Origin of the sequence: Bacillus sp. RC251, from assembly GCF_044908765.1 — a bacterium.
GTDB lineage: Bacteria > Bacillota > Bacilli > Bacillales > Bacillaceae_G > Bacillus_A > Bacillus_A wiedmannii.
In genome coordinates this window covers 30,667-51,323 of the sequence record NZ_JBIYDP010000004.1, presented here as the reverse complement: position 1 = coordinate 51,323, position 20,657 = coordinate 30,667, and the positions used below count along the sequence as shown (strand labels likewise).

18 protein-coding genes and 2 pseudogenes are annotated in these 20,657 nt (G+C 34.5%); 1 reads left to right on the top strand and 19 read right to left on the bottom strand.

The annotated features are described in order from the left end of the window. Positions 1-8: 8 nt before the first annotated feature. The 19 genes and pseudogenes from ABH961_RS17145 to ABH961_RS17060 all read right to left on the bottom strand — a co-directional run bounded on the left by ABH961_RS17145 (position 9) and on the right by ABH961_RS17060 (position 19,091). Positions 9-1,355, bottom strand: a complete 1,347-nt coding sequence (locus tag ABH961_RS17145) for a 2-hydroxycarboxylate transporter family protein (RefSeq protein WP_000512729.1) — start codon at positions 1,353-1,355, stop codon at positions 9-11. 122 nt (positions 1,356-1,477) lie between these two features. Further along, positions 1,478-2,185: a response regulator gene (locus ABH961_RS17140; RefSeq protein ID WP_048541629.1), complete on the bottom strand. Its 708-nt coding sequence runs from the start codon at positions 2,183-2,185 to the stop codon at positions 1,478-1,480. Then, positions 2,182-3,786, bottom strand: a complete 1,605-nt coding sequence (locus ABH961_RS17135; RefSeq protein ID WP_098076915.1) for a sensor histidine kinase — start codon at positions 3,784-3,786, stop codon at positions 2,182-2,184. Before ABH961_RS17135 ends, ABH961_RS17140 begins: the two co-directional genes overlap by 4 nt. 78 nt (positions 3,787-3,864) lie before the next feature. Beyond that, a complete protein-coding gene (locus ABH961_RS30090) occupies positions 3,865-4,683 on the bottom strand; it encodes a methyl-accepting chemotaxis protein (protein ID WP_434087966.1) in 819 nt (272 codons plus the stop codon). Between the two features lie 120 nt (positions 4,684-4,803). Beyond that, positions 4,804-5,817, bottom strand: a pseudogene (locus ABH961_RS30085) (HAMP domain-containing protein); the annotation flags it as partial. Positions 5,818-6,098: 281 nt separating this feature from the next. Continuing rightward, positions 6,099-6,848 (bottom strand): C39 family peptidase, encoded by a 750-nt coding sequence (locus ABH961_RS17125; RefSeq protein WP_141519968.1) that lies wholly within the window; start codon positions 6,846-6,848, stop codon positions 6,099-6,101. A gap of 13 nt (positions 6,849-6,861) precedes the next feature. After that, positions 6,862-7,683 carry a transporter gene (locus tag ABH961_RS17120; RefSeq protein WP_098076924.1) on the bottom strand — a complete coding sequence of 274 codons (822 nt, stop codon included), beginning with the start codon at positions 7,681-7,683 and terminating at the stop codon, positions 6,862-6,864. 206 nt (positions 7,684-7,889) lie between these two features. Further along, on the bottom strand, positions 7,890-9,140 hold the full coding sequence (locus ABH961_RS17115) for a sensor histidine kinase (RefSeq protein WP_098076927.1): 1,251 nt from the start codon (positions 9,138-9,140) through the stop codon (positions 7,890-7,892). Continuing rightward, positions 9,137-9,808, bottom strand: a complete 672-nt coding sequence (locus ABH961_RS17110) for a response regulator transcription factor (protein WP_001238626.1) — start codon at positions 9,806-9,808, stop codon at positions 9,137-9,139. The genes ABH961_RS17115 and ABH961_RS17110 overlap by 4 nt, the downstream gene beginning before the upstream one ends. Positions 9,809-9,958: 150 nt before the next feature. Next, a complete protein-coding gene (locus tag ABH961_RS17105) occupies positions 9,959-10,663 on the bottom strand; it encodes a metallophosphoesterase family protein (protein WP_098076930.1) in 705 nt (234 codons plus the stop codon). Positions 10,664-11,078: 415 nt separating this feature from the next. Next, complete coding sequence (locus ABH961_RS17100; RefSeq protein WP_098076932.1) at positions 11,079-12,455, bottom strand: ABC transporter substrate-binding protein; 1,377 nt, start codon at positions 12,453-12,455, stop codon at positions 11,079-11,081. Positions 12,456-12,476: 21 nt separating this feature from the next. After that, complete coding sequence (locus ABH961_RS17095) at positions 12,477-13,298, bottom strand: carbohydrate ABC transporter permease (RefSeq protein WP_048541609.1); 822 nt, start codon at positions 13,296-13,298, stop codon at positions 12,477-12,479. Then, the gene (locus ABH961_RS17090) at positions 13,295-14,227 is read right to left on the bottom strand and encodes a carbohydrate ABC transporter permease (protein WP_048541607.1); all 933 of its coding nucleotides are present in this window, start codon (positions 14,225-14,227) and stop codon (positions 13,295-13,297) included. Before ABH961_RS17090 ends, ABH961_RS17095 begins: the two co-directional genes overlap by 4 nt. Then, positions 14,227-15,324 carry an ABC transporter ATP-binding protein gene (locus ABH961_RS17085; protein ID WP_141519969.1) on the bottom strand — a complete coding sequence of 366 codons (1,098 nt, stop codon included), beginning with the start codon at positions 15,322-15,324 and terminating at the stop codon, positions 14,227-14,229. The genes ABH961_RS17090 and ABH961_RS17085 overlap by 1 nt, the downstream gene beginning before the upstream one ends. Beyond that, positions 15,321-15,887: pseudogene (locus tag ABH961_RS17080) on the bottom strand (glycerol-3-phosphate responsive antiterminator). The gene ABH961_RS17085 and the pseudogene ABH961_RS17080 overlap by 4 nt, the downstream one beginning before the upstream one ends. A 307-nt stretch (positions 15,888-16,194) precedes the next feature. Then, the gene (locus ABH961_RS17075) at positions 16,195-16,875 is read right to left on the bottom strand and encodes a GNAT family N-acetyltransferase (protein ID WP_098076938.1); all 681 of its coding nucleotides are present in this window, start codon (positions 16,873-16,875) and stop codon (positions 16,195-16,197) included. A 163-nt stretch (positions 16,876-17,038) separates the two neighbouring features. Continuing rightward, positions 17,039-17,911, bottom strand: a complete 873-nt coding sequence (locus ABH961_RS17070; protein WP_000287346.1) for an ankyrin repeat domain-containing protein — start codon at positions 17,909-17,911, stop codon at positions 17,039-17,041. Positions 17,912-18,201: 290 nt separating this feature from the next. After that, positions 18,202-18,705, bottom strand: a complete 504-nt coding sequence (locus ABH961_RS17065; protein WP_098076941.1) for a nitrous oxide reductase accessory protein NosL — start codon at positions 18,703-18,705, stop codon at positions 18,202-18,204. A gap of 131 nt (positions 18,706-18,836) precedes the next feature. Next, positions 18,837-19,091, bottom strand: coding sequence for a hypothetical protein (locus tag ABH961_RS17060; RefSeq protein ID WP_098076944.1), 255 nt, complete (start codon positions 19,089-19,091; stop codon positions 18,837-18,839). Positions 19,092-19,345: 254 nt separating this feature from the next. Between ABH961_RS17060 and ABH961_RS17055 the strand changes: the two genes are divergently transcribed. Next, positions 19,346-20,650 (top strand): CitMHS family transporter, encoded by a 1,305-nt coding sequence (locus tag ABH961_RS17055; protein ID WP_098076947.1) that lies wholly within the window; start codon positions 19,346-19,348, stop codon positions 20,648-20,650. Positions 20,651-20,657 lie beyond the last annotated feature (7 nt).

Genomic DNA, 20,657 nt, shown 5'->3' with positions numbered 1-20,657 from the left:
TTGTTTGATCATGAAAACATTTTCAATAAAATTGTCGCTGTTACAACCATTGCTGCCCCGCCTAAACGTGTTGAAATTTGAGCAAACGGCATTAATTCCATACGATTTGAAGCTGATAAAATAGCAACATCTCCAGTTCCACCTAAACCACTATGACATCCCGTTACAATTGCTGATTCAACTGGATACATTTTCATCACTTTCCCTACAAGAAAACCTGATGCTACCATTGTAAGAACAACTGATGCGCACACAACAACATATCCTACTGAAAGAACTGCTGCTACGTCTTTTAACGGAATATATAGCAATCCTAGTCCAACCATTAACGGCCAAGTTAAATTCTTCGAAATGAATTTATATAAATGGAATGCTCCTTGCTCCATTTTTGCCGGCATTAATTTAAAGTATTTCACAAGTGCTGCTGAGAAAATCATAATGATTGCCCCAGGAATACCGATGAACTTAGAAGCAAATCCTCCGAAGATGAAGAACGTACACGCAATTAATAAACCTGCTCCCATTAATGAGAAGTCAATTGGCTTCTCTGTATTTTGTTCTTTTAATAGCTCTGCTTGATTGTCTGTTTTCACTAATACACCGTTACCACTAAGCTCCGGTTTCTTCTCACCTAAACGCTTCATATACCCTGCACTCACGATTGCGAACATATTTCCAATAATAGCCGCTGGAATAAGTTGTGATACAAACGTTGCTGATGATTCATTTAAAATATCACTATAAGCTAGCGACAATGGTAAAATCCCTTCCCCAATACCACCACTCACAATTGGTACGATGATAAAGAAGAATGTTTGCTTCATTTCAAATCCAAATAGTGAACCGACTAATAATCCTACTGCTACCGAAGCTAACGTCCCTACTACTAAAGGTATAAACATACGAACGAAACCTTGTACTAACACTTTACGATTCATTCCTAAAATACTTCCGACTACTAAACAAGAAATATATAAATATAAAAAGTTCGATTTTTTCATTAACATAGTCGCAGCTTCCATTGAAGCTGGATTCATCCAGTTAAAAAATACAAGTAATGATGGAATAAATAATGAAAGTATTGCCGGACCGCCGATATTTTTTAAAATTGGAATTCTCATTCCAATGTCACCTAAGAAAATACCCATAATCATAATAACTGCAAATCCACCAATCATATCTGCTGGCAATTTATTATATACAGATGCCCCATAAATAATAGCAGCCAATACTACATATAACGGTAAAGGTATAACACCGATTTTTACATTCATAATTTTAGAAGCGAAAGATTCTCTTTGTACTTCATTTCCTCCAGAAAATGATACCGCTTCCACATTCTTTTGAATTCCCATATGGCACCTCCTTGTTTTCTTAATAACAATATTAAAACGCTTTCAATAGTAAAAATAGTTTTTGTAAGTTTTGTAATTGATTTTGTAATTAAAAAAAGTATAAGCGACTTATAATAAGTCGCTTATACGTAAAACTCTATTTTATTTTTGTCAATACATCTTAATTTACTCACTGGTCTTCCTACATGTTGATACACCATTTCGTTTTCTAATACTCCAATTTCAGTCAAAAACATTACATACTTTCGAATAGAAACTCTTGAAACTCCAACTAATTGCGCCATTTCATCTGTTGTAAACGCTCGTCCATTCAGCGACTCGATCTTCTGCCAAATTAATTGCATCGTTTGCTTCGTTAATCCTTTCGGAAGCTCTTTAGTGACAGTAGGCTCTCTTTTTTCTTTTTGCAAAATTAACGAATCTAATTCCGATTGACTAATTTTTTGTTGTTCTTTCATGAAAGTAAGCTTTTCTCGATATATAGTTAACGCCTTTTTAAATCGTTCAAATGTAAATGGTTTAATTAAATAATCTACTACACCATATTGTAATGCTTTTTTAATACTCCCCATATCATGTACAGCTGAAATCATCATAATATCGATTTCTTTTTCTTGGTTCCGAATATACATTAAAAGCTCAAATCCAGTTTCTTCTGGCATAAAAATATCAAGTAATACTAAATCTACTCGTGATTCCTCTAATACTTCTATCGCTTCTTTAACGGAGTTAACTGCTTGAACAAGTTCAAACCCTCCTACTTGCTCTAAATAATGCGTATTTAACATTGCTACCATCGGGTCATCTTCTACAATTAAAACTTTAATCATATTTGCCTCTCATCCCTACCTTTAGGTATTTCAATTGTTATCGTTGTTCCCTTTCCTACTAATGAATGCATATGAATTTCCCCATTTATTCGCTGTATACTTTCTTTTACAAGATACAAACCATAACCACGGTTATCTCCCTTTGTGGAATAACCTTTCGTAAATAATGCCCCTATTTCTTCTTCTGGTATACCTTTCCCCGTATCTTGTACTGTAATGATTAATGTATCCCCATATTGTATCTCAACTTCAACTTGCTTCTTTTTACAATTCATCACTGCCTCTAATGCATTATCAATTAAATTTCCGACAATCGTAATTAGTTCATGAATAATACTTTCATCATCTATTTCCGGCATGTAAGAATCTTCACTTATGATTAATTTTATATTTTTCTCTCTAGCATAGCTAAGTTTCCCAAGTAAAAAACCAGCAAATACTGGACTTTTTATTCTCTCCATAACCCCACCAATTTCATATTGATGCTCTGATACCATACCGCTTATATACTTCTGTAATTCTTCATACTGCTTCATGTGTGTAAGTCCTAATACGACATGCATTTTATTCATAAATTCATGCGATTGTGCCCGTAATGCTTCCGCATATAGTCTAATACCAGTTAATTCCTCTGCTAATTTTCTAACCTCTGTTTTATCACGAAATGTTGCAATTGCACCAACTATTTCTCCTTTTACATATAAAGGGACACGATTCGTCACAATCGTAATTCCATAAATATTTTGTTCTTCGTTTAATTGTACCTCTCCCGTTTGTAATACTTCTTTTATACGTGAATTAGGCATATACAACTCAACATCTTTACCGATAAAATCTTCTTCAAGTCCACTTTTCTTAAACAATCGTTTTGCCTCATTATTTATTAAAGTTACATTGGCTTCTTTATCTACAGCAATAATACCTTCCCTTACAGATTGTAGCATCGTATTTCTTTCTTCAAGAATTTTTGCTATCCTGTGAGGTTCAAGACCGAATAAACTTTTCTTTATATGTCTAGCTAGCAATATTGCTCCTATAATTCCGACTAGTACTCCTACTCCGACACCAATATAAATGATATGTCTACTTTCCTTAACTCTCTCTTTTACATTATCTGCTGAAATACCAACGGCCACCGCTCCAAGTTGTTCACCTGTTTCAGAAAATATAGGTACAAACACTCGCATTGAAATACCTAAAGTTCCTTCTGCCAGCGATACATGTTCCTTTCCTTTCAATGCAGGCCCTTCATCTCCCCCAATAAAGTGATAGCCTATTTTTTGAGGATTTGGATGTGATTTTCTTATTCCATTCATGTCCATAACTACAATGAATTGAACACCTGTGTTTTTTAATATTCTATTTGTATACGTTTGGATTGCAGAAGTATCTGCCTTCCCAATCAAACCATCGATTACAATTGAATCATTCGCCACAATGTGTGCAATTGTTTTTGCTTTCTCTGCTTGGCTATCCTCCGTCGTCCGTTCTACATTATGACTAATTAATATATCTGTCACAAGTAAAGAAAAAATTACAACTGTACAAACTAACAATGTAATCGTTTTCCATAAATTCCATAGTCTTTTTCTTTTTTTCATCCCGTTAATGACTCCCCTAATTGCTGAATAGAAAAATAAGTAAGGTGAAAATAATATCACCTTACTTATCTGCTGTTATTATACTTTAAATTTACTAGTCATCGCTTGTAGTTCTTCGGCCATCCCAGCTAAGTTTTGCGAAGCTGAACTAATTTCTTCCATTGAATTCACTTGTTCTTCTGTTGAAGCAGCAACACTTTGCATACTAGCTGTATTTTCTTCTGCAGCCGCTGCAATTTCATCAATAGCATTTGTCACTTCATTTGCATCTCCAGCAATTCTCTTCGTTGTTTCTACCATTTGATTAACTTGAGAAACAATATGTGTAGTAGAACTTAAAATTTCCGTAAAACTTGCTTTCGTTTTTGTTACAACATCAAGGCCTTGTTGGACCTCTCCATTCACATTATCCATCGCCTTAACAGTATGTTCAATATCCGCCTTAATTTCTGCAATTAAATTTGCAATCTCTCCAGATGATTCTCCTGATTGCTCCGCTAATTTTCTAACCTCATCAGCTACAATAGCAAACCCTCGGCCCTGTTCACCTGCTCTAGCCGCTTCAATAGCCGCATTTAAAGCTAATAAGTTCGTTTGAGTAGCGATGTTTTGAATCGCTTCAGAAATAGCTCCTACCTGCTTTGATTTCTCATCAAGAAGTTTAATAATAGCATCTGACTCGGATACCGATTTAGAAATAGACTGCATTTGTTTTGCTGTTTGTTCAACCAATTCTTCCCCTTCTTCAGCTCTTTCTCTCGCATGTAATGAGGAGATAGAAATTGATTCCGCGCTTCCAGTTACATCTTGAATTGCTGTATTTACTTGTTGTAATGTAGCCGCACCTTCTTCAACACCTTGACTTTGTGATTCAGCTCCACCTGATACTTGCTCCATTGCAATTGTAATTTGATCTGTCGCATCATTTGCTTGCTGTACGCTCGCTGTTAACTCTTCAGCCGATGCAGCGACATGTTCTGCTGAAAAACTAATTTGAGTAATCACATCTTGTAAAGAGGCAGACATTTCATTAAATGAATTCCCTAATTTCCCTATATCATCCTTGGAATGGATTGTAATTTTCTCTGTCAAATCTCCCTTACTAATTTTATGTGCCGAGTCAGCTATTTTTCTTAATGGTCTTGTAATAGACTTTGTAATGAAATAAATTAATACACTACCAAATACAATAGCTATAGCAATGACAATCAAAGTCTTATAAAACACTGGATTCGCAGCTTCGGTAATTTCTTCGTCGAACATAACCCCGACTACTTTCCATCCTGTTTTCTCATTTGTTGCAAAGATTAAATTCTTTTTATCACCTTGTTCTGTATAAGACACATTTCCTTGTTTTTCTTCATAAATTGGTTTAATCCACGGATCAGTAACTTTTGCACCTGGTTTTCTAGATGGATGACTAACAATTTGCTTATTTTGATCTAGAATAACTGCATAACCTTTTTCACCAATGTTAATCATTTTGGAAATTTTTAAGATGTTATCTAAATTTAAGTTAATTCCTATAACACCTTTACCATCTTTTACTTCTTTAGCAATTGTCACTACCATATTTTTAGTAGATGCTGATTGATATGGTGCAGTAACAATTACTTTCCCTTTATTTTCATGTGCTTCTTTATACCAAGATCTATCTGTTGGATTATACCCATCAGCCATTTGGATAAATGGTTCTCTTATAAACTTTCCTGCCTGTGTTCCAATATAAATACCTTCTACTTCTGGATGAAGTTTTATATATTGCGTTAACTTCGTTCTTACTATTTCTTCTTGTCCGTTTGGATATGTATCCTCTGTTAAAATGTCTGCAAAGTACGCCGCATCAACAAATTTCTCTTCTATATTTTGAGAAATAACAGTATTTAAAACTGAAATATTCTCCTTTGCCTTACCTGTAATTTGTTGTTCAAAATTTGTTTTGGCAGTTTGATATGAAACACCACCGATAATAAGTCCTGGTATAGTTAAAATAAGAAAAAATGAAATGATTAATTTTTTCTTAATACTCATACATTTAACCCAGTTAAATATTTTTTGCATAATAATCCTCCTTTATGTAATGTGAATACTTGTGTAATTTTATACAAGTAATATATATAAAACAATATATAATGATAACATGTAATTTTTTTGTCAATTATGCATTTTTACATATTCACTACTTCTAAATATTTAATCATAAAAAATAAGAGAACTTCAGCTTATATAATAAGCTGAAGTTCTCTTATTTCTTAACAAAGATACCCACAAAAACTCCTCTTACAGTTCCTTACATCTATTTCCTTACTAATTCATTTAGAGCTTTTCACATAACTAATCGCCTGACTCCCCATTTGCATCCATGCCTTTTCAAATTTTCCTCTCGGCACTTTTACATCTAGGCTATCCTCGAGAGGATCCCGAATATATACAAATTCTTCATCGTATCCAATCAGTACTACACAATGTTCATTATACGTAATAGAAACATCTCCGCTATTTGTTTCCCATGTAGTAAATTCATCTTCATCTAATGGCGCAAATGTTGCATTCGTAATCATAACTACCGGTTGTCCTGATTTTACACTCTTATAAAGTTCTTCTATACTCTTCCCTGTTAAGTCCACAGCTTTATTAGGTAAATACTTTTTCGCTAATTGAAAAAGTGGTCCGTGATATACACCATATCCAGATTCAGAAAAGGTATAAATATTCCCTACAAATCCTTCATTCGGATTCCCACGTACACCATCGTTCATAAAATCAACTTTCTTTATTTCATTTGCTAATTGCATCTTATCCACAGTAATGCCTGAATATTGTAACATCATCGCTAAGCTAGTCACTTCACAGCCTCTATCTAGCTCTGGTAATTGCTGAATTAAAGGTACATTCGATAAGATGACCTTTTCATCATTATTACTAAAATCTGCTTCTTTTCCGCTTTGTATATTGAAGAATGTTAACTTCTCCACATACTTTGTAATGCCATTTGTATATACATTCCATACTGCTATAGCTAATAAAACCATACATATATACCACTTCCATCTCCGTATCACTCTCACGCCCTTTTTAGTTCGTTAAATAAGAATAAAACGCGTCAGCATCCGTGCGAATCACCGGTACAAAATTTAGCTCTTTTCCTTTTTCAGGCTGATCTTTTTTAATTTTTTCTGCTAATTCTTGAACGTTCATATTCGTTTTATCCATATTAAGCTCATCTGCCATTTGTAACACTTTTTGTTCATTAATTTCGCTTAATACTTGATATATATCTTTACCATACAAATCAATATGATATTTTCTTGCTTCTTCCTGCACTTTTTGTTCGTACACTTCTTGCGCTAACGCTTCTATCTCTTTTCCTTTTTGTGAAATACCTAACTTCCCTGCTTCCTCTCTTACTTTCGTTCCATAGATTTCTTCCGCAATGTCCTCTATTTCTTTTCCATTTGTCGAAATGCCTAATTTATCCGCTTCATCGCTAATTTTAATCGTATTAATTTGAGTAATTAAATTTACAATCGTTGTATTCTCTATAGATATGCCTAGCTTTAACGCTTCTTGCTTCACTTTTGTTTCATAGATTTCTTCTGAAAGAGTTCCAACGTCTTTTCTTTCAATCGAAATTCCTAACTGTTCAGCTTCTCTTCCTACTTCCGTCTCATGAATTTCTTTTTCTAGCGTAATTTGTTCTTTCCCTTCCGTTTCAATACCTAGATTCTCCGCCTTTTCTTCTGTATGCACCGCATGTATCTTCCCATTATTTAATTGTTCTTTACTGCGCTGCGTGTAATTTGTCTTTCCTTGTGATATTTCAGAAGGAGAGGCACCCCCTAATATGCTTAAGCTCATTACTCCAATAGTGAATACCGTCATCATTTTCTTTTTCAAAATTAATTCCTCCCTCTTACACTTTCTTTTCCATCATTCCCTATACATAATCGAAATAACATTATGATCGATATAATCTGCTCAAATACCTTTTTATAATCGCTTCTTCATAGGGCGAACTTTGTGTATATCATACATGTTATAAATAGTTTCTTAACTTTCCCTTAAAAAAAGACGACCTTGTAAAAACAAGATCGTCTTCTCACTTATATTCTTTGGTTTTTAGGGAAATTCACTTCAAAACAAGTACCCTCTCCCCATTTGCTATCTACTAATATTTTCCCATAATGCTTTTCTACAATCCAATTTGCGATTGAAAGGCCTAATCCCGCTCCTTCTGACGCACTTCTCGCTTTATCACCTTGATAAAAACGATCAAATAATTTTGGGATGTCCTCATCTTTAACCCCTATCCCGTCATCTTTCACCCGTATACGAATTGAGCTGCTCGTTTGCGTACAATCGATTTGAATATGCCCGCCCCCATTTGTATACTTCATCGCATTATCTAACAATATGACCATCATTTGATGAATTCTCTCTCTATCACCCATAAATGATATGTCATGTTCTACTTTCAATATCATCTCTTTTTCTTGATATGAAGCAATTTCCTTATATGGATCTACTATTTCTTCTAACAATTTATCCATTTCAAATGTTTTCTTATCCATCTCAATTTGATTAGAATCCGAACGTGCTAACAATAATAAATTAGTTACAAGCTTAGATAACCGTCTACACTCCTTTGAAATCGTAGAAATATCCATCGCTTTTTCTTCTATTGTCGCAGATGGTGACTGAAATAACACATCCGTTTTTGATTGAATAACTGCAAGTGGTGTCCTTAATTCATGTGATGCATCCGAAACGAATTGCTGCTGTTTTTCCCATGAATTTTGAATGGGTATGAGTGCCCTGCCAGCTAAGAAAAAGCCGATGCCTATTGCACATAAACTTCCTACACTACAACCAATAACAAGAATTAAAAATAAAGTATTTAACATTTCTTTTTCAGCTGTTATATCGCGTACAATTTGAACTATTTTTGTATCTTGTTGAAATGCAAACGTTCTAAAATATTGCCCTTGCACTTCTATATCTTGCAAAGTTCCTAATTTCTTTGGAGAAAACTTTTCCAAATTATCTTCAAAGATAAAACGGCGTTTGCCGTTTTCAATACCTATCTCCACTGTGTTTCCAAGCCAAGTTAACTCCGTTATCCTTGGATCCCCAATCGGAGGATATCCCCTAATTTTTTTAGGTAGTTTTTTATCATCTGAATTCTTTCTATGCTGAACAGATTTTCCTATCGATTTATCTACTTCATTATAAATACGATTATATGTGTATGAATAAATGATACTGCCTAATACACCTATTAAGATAATAAATACTAATGAATTCAATATAGTCAATCGAATGCGTGTTTTCTGAAACATGCTTCCCTTTTTCATTGCTCTTTTAATATATATCCAATACCTCGAACAGTTTGAATATCTTTCTGATAACCGAATGGCTCTAATTTTTTACGTAAATGATGTACATACACTTCTACAATTGCTACTGTCGTATCTGAATCAAATCCCCAAACACGATCAAAAATTTGTTCACGCATTAAAATCTTTCCGCTATTTTGAACAAGGTACTCTAGAAGCTCATATTGTTTTAATGTTAACTTCATGCTTTGTCCATCTACTTGAACGTCTTTATCTTTTCCGAACAGTTCAATCCCTTTATAACGAATAGTCTGCTTTGTTGTTAAACTACCGCTTCGTCGTAATAAAGCACGAATTCTCGCTTTTAACTCTGGAGCCTGAAATGGCTTAACAATATAGTCATCCCCACCAAAGTCCAAGCCTTTCACGCGATCTTCTAAAGAATCTCTCGCTGTCAAAAATAGGACTGGTGTTTCAATCTTTTCATCACGTATTTTTTGAATTACTTCAAAACCGTCCATTTCTGGCATCATCACATCAAGCAAAATGGCGTCATATATATTTTGTAATGCTAGAAATAATCCATCTTCTCCATTCAATGCTGTATCTACTTCAAATTCATCGCGTAATATTTGGACAATAGACTCTAATAAAGAAGCATTATCTTCTACTACGAGTAAGCGCATATTCTCACCTTCCACCATATTGTTCAATTCTATTTATAATTACATTTTAACGTTTTTCTCAATATAAAATTTGAAAGATTTATTATAAAGATTCTTCCTTAAATTTTTCTTAATAAAAAATTGAAAGAAATAAGATTCCCCTTATCTCTTTCAACTTTTTACTACGTACACCTTTTTACTCGGCAATTCTAAACAATTTAATTGGCCACCATATACAGCACCGCCATCAATCCCTATAATACGATTACTCCCAAAATACACGCCGCAATTCTCACTACCATGAAACGTTTTTGTTTCCGTATGACCAAATACAACAACCTTTTCACCACTATACCCACTATGAAACTCATTACGTATCCACATTAACGTATATGGTTCACATTCCGAAACTCGCTTCAATGGCTCAACACCGGCATGAACAAATATATACTCTTCTGTTTCAATGTAATGATCTAATTCTTGAATAAATTTTACATGTTCCTCTAAAACATGCGATTGTAAAATTGGTTTTTGGAAAGCTTCTTCATTAACCACAATATCTTCTTCTACAAAGCCATAGCTGTATAAAGTCTTATCTCCACCATTCCTTTTTACCCAATGATTCCATGAACGTTCCTCATCAGTCGTTAATGCCTTAATCATCATATCTTCATGATTGCCCTTTAGAATGAGGGCTCCCTCTTCTTTTAACTCTTTTACCTTTTCAATTACTGCACGCGCATTGGGACCACGATCTACATAATCCCCTAATAAAATCAATTGATCCTGTCTTGCATCATATTGAGCTTCTTCTAATAACTGTTCGAACTTTTCTATTTCTCCATGAATATCACTAATAACAAGAATTCTTTTCATATTATCCCCTTCTTTCTAAGCCACTCTCTTTCTAATTATAGTTCAAAACAACAGAAATTTCTGAATCCATATTCAAAATCACATTTATTACAAATAAAACGATTGTCCTTACAACAATGTAAGTCTCTTGTCATCCAATTCGATAGTTGCAAGTGCTATATTTCCTTATACTAAAAGTAAGAAATGAAACAAAAAACAAGGAGAGATGAGACATGAAAAAAGTGATGGAAGTTGTAGTAGCGGTGGCAGAGGTTTTCGTAAATGGCAAACAAGTTGCAATGGAGTTAAACAAATAATGAAAAGGACAAGATTCATTCTAGACCCTTTACTCATATAAAAGAGATAAGACTTCTTCATTTTTTTGATCCCTTATCTCCTTGAAAAAGCCGTATCCTTTTTCGGATACGGCTTTTTCTTATTTTTGACTCGTACGAGCTGAAATACTAATTGCTCTATCAGTTGCTTTGGCAGCTTCATCTAACGCTTCTTTACTATTCTTTCCGTCATACATTGCTTCTAATGCTTTTACAACTGCATCTCGTGATTCTGGGAATACATTAATTAATGCTCCTTGAGTTGCTGGAGATTGCTTCGTCGCTTGTAATTGTTCCACTGTTACTTTTAGCTGTGGATATTTTTCATATTGCTCTTTTACTAATGGTTCATTGTATGCATCTGGATTAATAGAGAAATAGCCTGTTGCAGTATGCCATTTTGCTTGTACGTCTGGCTTCGTTAAATATTTCATAAAGTCCCAAGCACCTTGTTGTGTTTCTTCTGAAACCATATTCGTCATCCATAATGATGCTCCGCCAATAACAACACCATTTTGTTTCGAATCCTCTGGATATGGAATGTATGACACGCCTACATTAAACTTAGATGCATCAATTAAGTCGCGAACACCAGCTGAAGAATCTAAATACATAGCAACTTGTCCAGATTGGAACGCGGCACGAATATCATCCCAACTTGCTCCATACTTTCCAAGTGCGCCAGCTTTATTTAAATCATCTAACATTCCAAATACTTTCTGTCCTTCTTTACCGTTAAATACCGCCTTCTTTGCAGCATCTTTGCGGCCGTTTTCGCTATCGACATATAAAGCACCTTGTGTCGCTAACAATTCTTCAAAGAACCAACCATAATTCAGCATGGAGAATCCATACTGTTTTACATTTCCGCCTTCTTTAATCGTTAACTTTTTCGCTGCTTCTTGTAATTCCGCATATGTTTGCGGGGCTTTCTCTGGATCTAATCCCGCCTTTGCAAAAGCATCTTTATTATAAATTAATACTGGTGTAGATGAATTAAATGGCATAGAATACATTTTTCCATCAACTGAATAATAATTTGTAATTGTTTTTTCCAACTTTGAAGTATCATACTTATCTTTTTTTATCCAACTATCAATTGGTGTAATCTTTTTGCTATCAATCATATATTTTGTTGTAATTTCACTCGACTGAACAAGAGCTGGCGCTTCTTTCGTAGCAGACATCGTTCTAAATTTCGTTAAAGACTCTTCATATGTCCCTTGGAACTCTGCCTTTATCTCGTATTTATTCTGTGATTTATTATAGTCTGCAACAAGCCCATCTAGTACGCCTTGTGTTTTTCCACCCATCGCATGCCAAAAACGAATTACAGTCTTATCACCATTTTTTTCAACTGGTGCTACTTTTGCCTGAGCTTCAGATTTCCCCTCCGTTTTACTGCTTGAACAAGCGGCACTAGATAATGCCATTGTTGCTGCCATTAATAGAGCAGCACCTTTTTTTACTAAACTCATTTTAATCTCACCTTCTCTTAGTTATTTAATTGCACCTTTTGTTAATCCTTGTTGTAATTGCTTTTGCCCTACAAATAGTAAAATCAGTGTTGGAATGACAATAACCGTAACACCGGCCATTACGCTTCCCCAATCAGTTGCAACTTCTTGAGACTGAAGCTGCTTTACACCAATTTGAACTGTTCTTACTTTTTCATCAGTGGTCACTAAGAGTGGCCATAAGTACATATTCCATGTTGTTAAAAAACTATATACTCCAAGCGTAATAAAACTCGTTTTACAATACGGAATTACAACGCTGAATAAAAACCTTACATTTCCAATCCCTTCAATAAAAGCTGCTTCCTTCAGTTCATTCGGAAGTGTCATAAAATGTTGACGTAGTAAGAAAATACCGAAAGCTGTTGCAAAAAACGGCACTGTCATCCCAGCAAAGCTATTGATCCAACCGAAGTTTTGAATCGTTAAAAAGTTCGGTACCATCGTTGCTTCCCACGGAATAAGCATCGTTGAAATAAACAGGAAGAAAATTACGTTTCTCCCTTTAAACTGAAGAAAAACAAAAGCATAAGCTGCTAAACTGGATACGATAAGTTGTCCAATCATAACAATCGTCGATACAATTAAACTGTTGTACAAGTATGTAAAAAGCGGTACTTTTTGAAAAATATTAATAAAATTATCGAAAGTAAATTGGGTCGGAAATAGCCTTCTCATTTGAATATCATCTGGTGTCATAAAGCTTATTAAAAACGCATAGAGTACAGGAAAAAACACCATTACTGCACTAATAATGAGCAGCATGTATAATAGGAAATTTTGTTTCCACTGTTTAACGATCATTTATAATGCACCTTTCTCTCAGCAAACTTGAATTGAATCAATGTAGCAATAAAAATGAAAACGAATAATATCATCGCTTGTGCACTTGCTGTTCCAAATTGATGATTCACAAACGCCTCTTTATAAATTGAGTACACAATTAAATTCGTTGCATCATTTGGTCCACCGTGCGTTAAAATATCAATTTGTCCAAAGCTTTGGAACGCACTAATTAACGTTACTGTCACGATAAAAAATAAAGTTGGTGATAGCATCGGTAATGTAACACGGCGAAGCTTATATAAATAGCTAGCGCCATCTATAGATGCACTCTCATATAAAGACGTATCAATATTTTGTAAACCACCTAATATAACTAAAAATGCAAATCCTGTATTCACCCAAACCGTTGTAACCGATACAGAGAACAATGCCCAATCTGGACTCGTTAACCATGCTATTGCAGGTAGATTCATAGAGGCTAATATATTATTAAATAACCCGACACTTGGATGAAATAAAAATAGCCAAATCACCGCACTAGCAGCTACTGATATTCCCATAGTGGAAGAAAATAACACACGGAATAACCCAATGCCTCTTACTTTTCCATTTGCAATCAATGCAAGAAATAAAGCGAATATAATACTCGTAGGCACTGTATATACAACAAATAATAAAGTTGACTTTATGCTTTTGTAGAAAGCAGGATCAGAAAATAAGTATTGATAATTTTCTAAGCCAACAAAAAGATTAGCTTCTCCGTGTATATCTGTTAAATAAAAGCTATAGTAAATCGTCCTAAATAATGGATAAAAAAGAAAAATCGAAAACAGTAAAATAGATGGCGCCAAAAATAATAATCCTATTCTTAAATCTTTCGTTTTACTCCATAAACTCTTCTTTTTTGAAACTTTTGCTTGGGCTGGTAACTTGCCTACCTCAATCATTATTTCGCCACCACTTTCAACTCTTCTTCAGCTACCACTTTTAATCGTTCATTCGTATTTTGGTGAAAGAAGCATAACTTATCTTGCGAGAATAATAATTTTACTTTGTCACCTTTGTTCAGGAGTAGCTGTCCAATGACTTTTGCACTCCAAGTTATTCCATTTACCGCGAAATTTAATATAGATTCGTTACCTAATACTTCTACAGATTGTAACGTGACTTCTTGCCCTCTCTCAGACAGTTCAATATGTTCAGGACGCATACCTATTCGAATTATTCCTTCTGGTAATTGCTTTAACAGTCCAATAGATAACGGAATTTGCAATTGCCCTATATGTACTACGCCTTTTTCTTTATCCACTTCTCCATCATTTATATTCATCGAAGGAGACCCTATAAAGCTTGCAACAAATTCATTCGCTGGTTCATTATATATATCAAGCGGTGTTCCAACTTGCTGTATGCTTCCTTTATTTAAGACCATGATACGATCTCCCATAGTCATCGCTTCTATTTGATCGTGAGTAACATAAATCATTGTAATTCCTAGACGTTGCTGAATTTCTCTAATTTCAATCCTCATTTGCGCACGTAATTTCGCATCTAAATTTGAAAGTGGTTCATCCATTAAACAGATCGGCGCTTGACTTACGATCGCCCTGGCAAGCGCAACACGTTGCCTTTGTCCGCCTGATAATTGACCTGGCTTCATTTTCACATACTCTTTCAGTCCTACCATTTCAATAGCTTCCATTAATCGCTTTTGTCGCTCTTCTTTTTGTACTTTTCTTACCTTAAGCCCAAATAAAATGTTTTCTTCTACAGATAAGTGTGGATATAATGCATAATTTTGAAATACCATTGATAGATTACGGTCTTTCGGCTCTAAATCATTTGCAACATGTTCATTAATAATTAAATCCCCCGAAGAAATCTCTTCTAAGCCAGCAATCATTCGTAATAGTGTACTTTTCCCACATCCTGAAGGTCCAACTAAAACAAAAAACTCGCCTTTTTTAATGTGAACCGATACACCTTTAACCGCTGTCTCTTCCGCATTTTTATACACCTTTGAAACATTTTTCAATTCAATCACAAGATTGCACTCCTTTTTTCTTCTTGTATCCATACTTCATAATGACTCGTTGAAATTGCACTTGCTCCTGCACGAATAGCAATTTCCGCATCTTCTCGTGTTTGAATCAGTCCGCCTGCAATAATAGGAAATTCTATTTCCTCTGCTAACTGCTTAATAATGGAAGGCATAATACCAGGCATAATCTCTACCGCATTCGGTTTAGTCATTTTACAATTCTCAATTGATTTTGTAAGAGATAAAGTATCAACAATAAAAATGCGTTGAATCGTTTTTAATCCAATTTTATTAGCATTTCGAATTGTCGAACCTTTTGTTGAAATAATACCCTGCGCCCCGATAACATCTTGAATATACAAAAGAGCTTCCTCTGTATTTGTATTTAAACCTTGTATAAAATCACAATGAAGAAATACATCATGTCCATGCTTCTGTCATTCATATACACGCTCTGGTAACTCCAGCATTGAACCAGTCATAAGAACAACTGTTTTCGGTAATTTTTTGTATGTTTTGTACCCTTTCCAATCTTTTATCATCGCAATATAAGGTTCTTTAAACATTCGTTCCACCTAGCTTTTCTATTTTTATCCAAACTAAAAACACCTACTTACATAGAACACCTTTCTCCTTATTTGAACTCTAGGAAATAGAGCACACCTAAGAAAGTGGCACGTTATATGTAAGCGGGTGTTCTCAAATGTTCTCTACCCTAGTTATTCTGTTACCTTTACTATATTACGCATTTATTAAGTCAGTTTTGATAGATTGTTAATTAGGTGTTAATCGAATGTTAATATTCATCATATTTTTTTAACAATAATCTAAATATACGAATGAACCCCAACAGCAAACAACTATTTTTAAAATTTAAGTGATATGCAAATTCATTCCATAGTTAATCAGTTTTAGTTTTCTCGCAACTGCTTGTGAAGCATAATTATCCCAAGAAGTACTATAAAGTGGAATGCGTTTTTCTTCTTGTATTGATATCCCCCAGGCTGTAACAACATCAGTACCATATCCATTCCCTTGAAACTCCGCTAAAGTTTCCACACTCGCCTCAGCAGCTACAGGCGTACTCCTAGCACTGCAACATATAGAAACTACCTTTTCATTTTTTACAATTGCAAAGTAAGGTTGCCTCCATCCCATCTGTTCTATTAGATTAGGAAAATTTTCTCGCAAAAGCTCTTTATTCTTCTCTGTTATCTGTATTGTTCTAGTTGGCTTATGTAAATTATTAGAGAACATGAAAGCAGGGCCCATCCAAATATTTTTCACTGTTTTTTCTTCATTTAATACATCAATGATCTTTGCTATCTCTATATGATTTAAAGGTTCTCGAATTAATTTCTCAATCTTACCTACCGTTTCATCATCCAGATCACAATGATATCTCGTTATACTCCCTTCACGAGTTCTGCCAAGAAAAAAGCGGGGTGCTTTCGGATTTCCTTGTTCATTTACATATTTCATTTTCCCTACTTGATTATGAACAAATAAAACCTCTACCTGAATTGCTATTAAATCAATTTCTGAGAGCCTCATTTATATCCTCCTTAGTTACTCCATATACCATTCATAATCTATTTTTCATGCACAAAACAAAAATCCCATTCAAATACACATTACTGAATCCATCATACTAAATGACTTCTTCATTCTGTCTATCTAAATGAGATTATTTCGTACTTTTTATTTCTTTATCTTGTTATTCCACCGGTTGTGGTTGTGGCTGTACGACTTCATTCGCTCCAGCTAACCTCAACATATTTGCAATATCTTTAAAACCTCTTTTTTCAGCATATTGCAGTGGCGTAATATTTTCCTTATTGGCCATATTTACATCTGCCCCGTGGTCAATAAGCATTTGAATTACTTTCTTATGATTTTCACTACCATTTCCTAATACGATTGCTTCTACTAAAGCCGTTCCACCACGAGCATTTCTATAATTCACATCAATATCTGTATGCTCTAACAATTCTTTTACAACCTCTATATGGCCACGTTCAGATGCAGAAATGAGTGCTGTTCCACCTGATTTAGTAATTTCTTTCGTATTAACCCCTGCATTAATTAGTAGCTTTACAATGTCTGTATATCCTTCTCTACTTGCATAAAGAAATGGATTACTTTGTTTCTCATCTTTACTTTCAATATTAGCACCTGCACCAATTAATGCTTTAACTGTCTCTACATGATTTTGATACGTTGCTGCAAGGATAGGAGTTTCTCCGTTGTCACCTTCTACGTTTATATTGGCTCCATCTTGAATCAGCTTCATAGCTGTTTCCGTGTCGCCAAGAGTCGCAGAAAGTAGCAACTGTTTGTCCATTAAATTTATACTTTTTTCTTCTTTAGGTTCTTCCTGTTCTTTATGCTTTTCTTTTTTCTTTTCGTTTTTCACATGAACCGGTTTCGATTCTGGCTCCTCTTGCTTATCGCAAGCCACTACCGTCATTAAAAGTCCTAATAACATACATAATAAAATTTTTTGTTTTCTCACAACTACAGCTCCTATGAAAGATAATGTTTTCTTAACCATTCCTCCATCACATACAATAACTCTTCTTGAGTACATTTATCCATAAGCCCTTTATATTCCTTCTTTAATCGGATTATCTTAAAACCTATACTATGTTTCTCAACCTATTGGAATGATGTGCCTGATGGCCTCATCATTAACATTATGAAGCAATTAGTTTAGCACGATTTTACCGCATTTGTATACATTTCTAAAAAGTACATAAATGATTGCTTTAGGTTACTATATTCCATTGTAACCGTTCTTCTAAAAATTTTACACCTTTTCTATATTTGCACCTGAGTAATAATAAAAAAAGACAACTATATAGTTGTCCTTTTCTATTATTAATGATGTCCACCGTGATTTCCTTTTTTCGGGTTCCCCATCATTTCTTTATTCATTTCCCATTTATGCTCTGCTAGCTCTTTATATGAAAGAACTTTCCCTTTATAGTTAGACACAAAACTTTCTGCATCCTTTTTATTTTCAAATGAAATGACATTATAGGCCATCGGTGTCGTTATTGTTTTATCATATACGTAAGTCGCATCTTCTAATGAAATCCACTCTTTCGAATCATAATCTCGAACAAATTTTTCTTTCGTCTTTTCACCTGGATTAATCTCCATCCATTTATACATACAACCGATATCATCAAACTTTAACGCTTTTCCATTTTCTAAAATGACTTCTGTTGCAAATTGATTATCCATTACCCCAATTTGGCAAATATCACACTTATCTTGTTTCTCATCAATTGCTACAGCCTCTGCTTGTTTCTTACCACATCCTACTATTGTAAAGACAAAGAATAAGCATATAGCAAGTGTCACATACTTTGTTCTCATTTTACTTCCTCCCTAACCGTATCTTCCACAAGGAGCATATCAAAAAGTTGTGTGAGATTTGTGAAAAAATAATGTACTTTTTGTAATATAAAGACCAAAAAAGATGTGTAGCCATTTCTACACATCTCTCATCATTCACAACCTGTAATTAATAAATCGTCTTCTAACTTAACTAATAATGTATCTGTATTAATTTGCTGACCAACAACTACATTTACTAACCTTATATTTCCACTAATACCGACCGCAACTTTTTCAAGCACATCGTTATTTTTTCGGATCATCATTAAATTTTCCCACTCATATACGTAAGAAGATTCATTAACAAAAATCTCTTCTACTTTTCCTTCATAAGAACTATAAATCTCTTCAATTCTCGTTTTCATATAAAATCTACTCCCTATTTCACACTTCAATATTTTCATCTTATTCTACCATTCTTACGGAGAGCGGCTTACTTTTTAAAAATTCAAATTAACTACCGTGAACAAAATGACCAAAATGAAAATTATGCTTCTAATGATGTTATTTTTCAAATTATTTACCATTTGAATGAATGCTTTTATGATAAATAAAAAACACTTTTTTCTGAATTTTCGTTACATTTTGAAAGCGCAATCATTCTTGAGGGGGAGATTACATGTTAGCACTACTTGGATTTGCGATGGTATTTGTCTTTATGTTTTTAATTATGACGAAACGCATGTCAGCACTAGTAGCATTAATATTAATTCCAATTACTTTCGCATTAATTGGAGGTTTTTATGCAAATATGGGACCTATGATGTTAGAAGGAATTCAAAAACTAGCACCTACTGGTATTATGCTTATGTTTGCTATTTTGTATTTTGGGATTATGATTGATAGCGGTTTATTCGATCCTGTCATTAGTAGGATTTTGAAATTTGTAAAAGGAGATCCTTTAAAAATTGTTGTTGGTACAGCGATTCTTACTATTATCGTTTCATTAGATGGGGATGGAACAACAACGTATATGATTACGGTTTCCGCAATGTATCCATTATATAAACGCCTTGGAATGAATCCACTTATATTAGCTGGGGTTGTTATGTTAGGAGCAGGAGTGACAAATCTTACACCGTGGGGCGGACCGACAGCTCGGGTTATGAGTGCTCTTGGACTAGACGCATCAGAGCTCTTTACACCACTTATACCAGGAATGATCGCTGGTGCAATTTGGGTCGTTTTCGTTGCTTACTATCTTGGCAAAAAAGAAAGAAAACGATTAGGAATTATGGATGTACAATACTTAAAACAAATGCAAACGATGGATGAGCAAGCTGCCACAGTAGAAGCTGCCGTTCATAAACGCCCTAAACTTCTATGGATTAACTTTTTATTAACTGTTACCTTACTTGTCTGTCTCATACTAGAAGTTATGCCGTTACCTGTTTTATTTACAATCGCTTTCGCCGTTGCTGTTATGCTTAACTATCCGAACTTAGAACAACAGAAAGAACGTATTGCTTCTCACGCAGGAAACGTATTAGCCGTTGTTTCTCTCGTATTTGCCGCTGGAATTTTCACTGGTATTTTATCAGGAACAAAAATGGTAGATGCAATGGCTCAAAGTGTAGTCACTCTTATACCAGACGCACTTGGACCACAACTACCGATTATTACAGCTCTTCTTAGTATGCCGTTCACATTTTTCATGTCCAATGATGCATTTTACTTCGGGGTATTACCTATTTTAACGAAAGCTGCCGCTGCTTATGGAATTAGTGCAGCTGAAATGGGACGCGCTTCATTACTCGGGCAACCTGTTCACTTATTAAGTCCTCTCGTCGCTTCCACTTATTTATTAGTCGGAATGGCCAAAGTTGATTTTGGTGAACATCAACGCTTTACGTTACTTTGGGCTGTTGGAACGACAATGGTGATGTTAATTACGGGAATTGTAATCGGAATTATTCCAATATAAGACGTAA

Excerpts from the sequence above, each read along its gene's own strand:
- ABH961_RS17145 (WP_000512729.1), bottom strand. The coding sequence starts at position 1,355 with ATGGGAATTCAAAAGAATGTGGAAGCGGTATCATTTTCTGGAGGAAAT.
- ABH961_RS17140 (WP_048541629.1), bottom strand. The coding sequence starts at position 2,185 with ATGATTAAAGTTTTAATTGTAGAAGATGACCCGATGGTAGCAATGTTA.
- ABH961_RS17135 (WP_098076915.1), bottom strand. The coding sequence starts at position 3,786 with ATGAAAAAAAGAAAAAGACTATGGAATTTATGGAAAACGATTACATTG.
- ABH961_RS30090 (WP_434087966.1), bottom strand. The coding sequence starts at position 4,683 with ATGGAGCAAGTATCAGGTGGAGCTGAATCACAAAGTCAAGGTGTTGAA.
- ABH961_RS17115 (WP_098076927.1), bottom strand. The coding sequence starts at position 9,140 with ATGAAAAAGGGAAGCATGTTTCAGAAAACACGCATTCGATTGACTATA.
- ABH961_RS17110 (WP_001238626.1), bottom strand. The coding sequence starts at position 9,808 with ATGCGCTTACTCGTAGTAGAAGATAATGCTTCTTTATTAGAGTCTATT.
- ABH961_RS17105 (WP_098076930.1), bottom strand. The coding sequence starts at position 10,663 with ATGAAAAGAATTCTTGTTATTAGTGATATTCATGGAGAAATAGAAAAG.
- ABH961_RS17100 (WP_098076932.1), bottom strand. The coding sequence starts at position 12,455 with ATGAGTTTAGTAAAAAAAGGTGCTGCTCTATTAATGGCAGCAACAATG.
- ABH961_RS17095 (WP_048541609.1), bottom strand. The coding sequence starts at position 13,298 with ATGATCGTTAAACAGTGGAAACAAAATTTCCTATTATACATGCTGCTC.
- ABH961_RS17090 (WP_048541607.1), bottom strand. The coding sequence starts at position 14,227 with ATGATTGAGGTAGGCAAGTTACCAGCCCAAGCAAAAGTTTCAAAAAAG.
- ABH961_RS17075 (WP_098076938.1), bottom strand. The coding sequence starts at position 16,875 with ATGAGGCTCTCAGAAATTGATTTAATAGCAATTCAGGTAGAGGTTTTA.
- ABH961_RS17070 (WP_000287346.1), bottom strand. The coding sequence starts at position 17,911 with ATGTACTCAAGAAGAGTTATTGTATGTGATGGAGGAATGGTTAAGAAA.
- ABH961_RS17065 (WP_098076941.1), bottom strand. The coding sequence starts at position 18,705 with ATGAGAACAAAGTATGTGACACTTGCTATATGCTTATTCTTTGTCTTT.
- ABH961_RS17060 (WP_098076944.1), bottom strand. The coding sequence starts at position 19,091 with ATGAAAACGAGAATTGAAGAGATTTATAGTTCTTATGAAGGAAAAGTA.
- ABH961_RS17055 (WP_098076947.1), top strand. The coding sequence starts at position 19,346 with ATGTTAGCACTACTTGGATTTGCGATGGTATTTGTCTTTATGTTTTTA.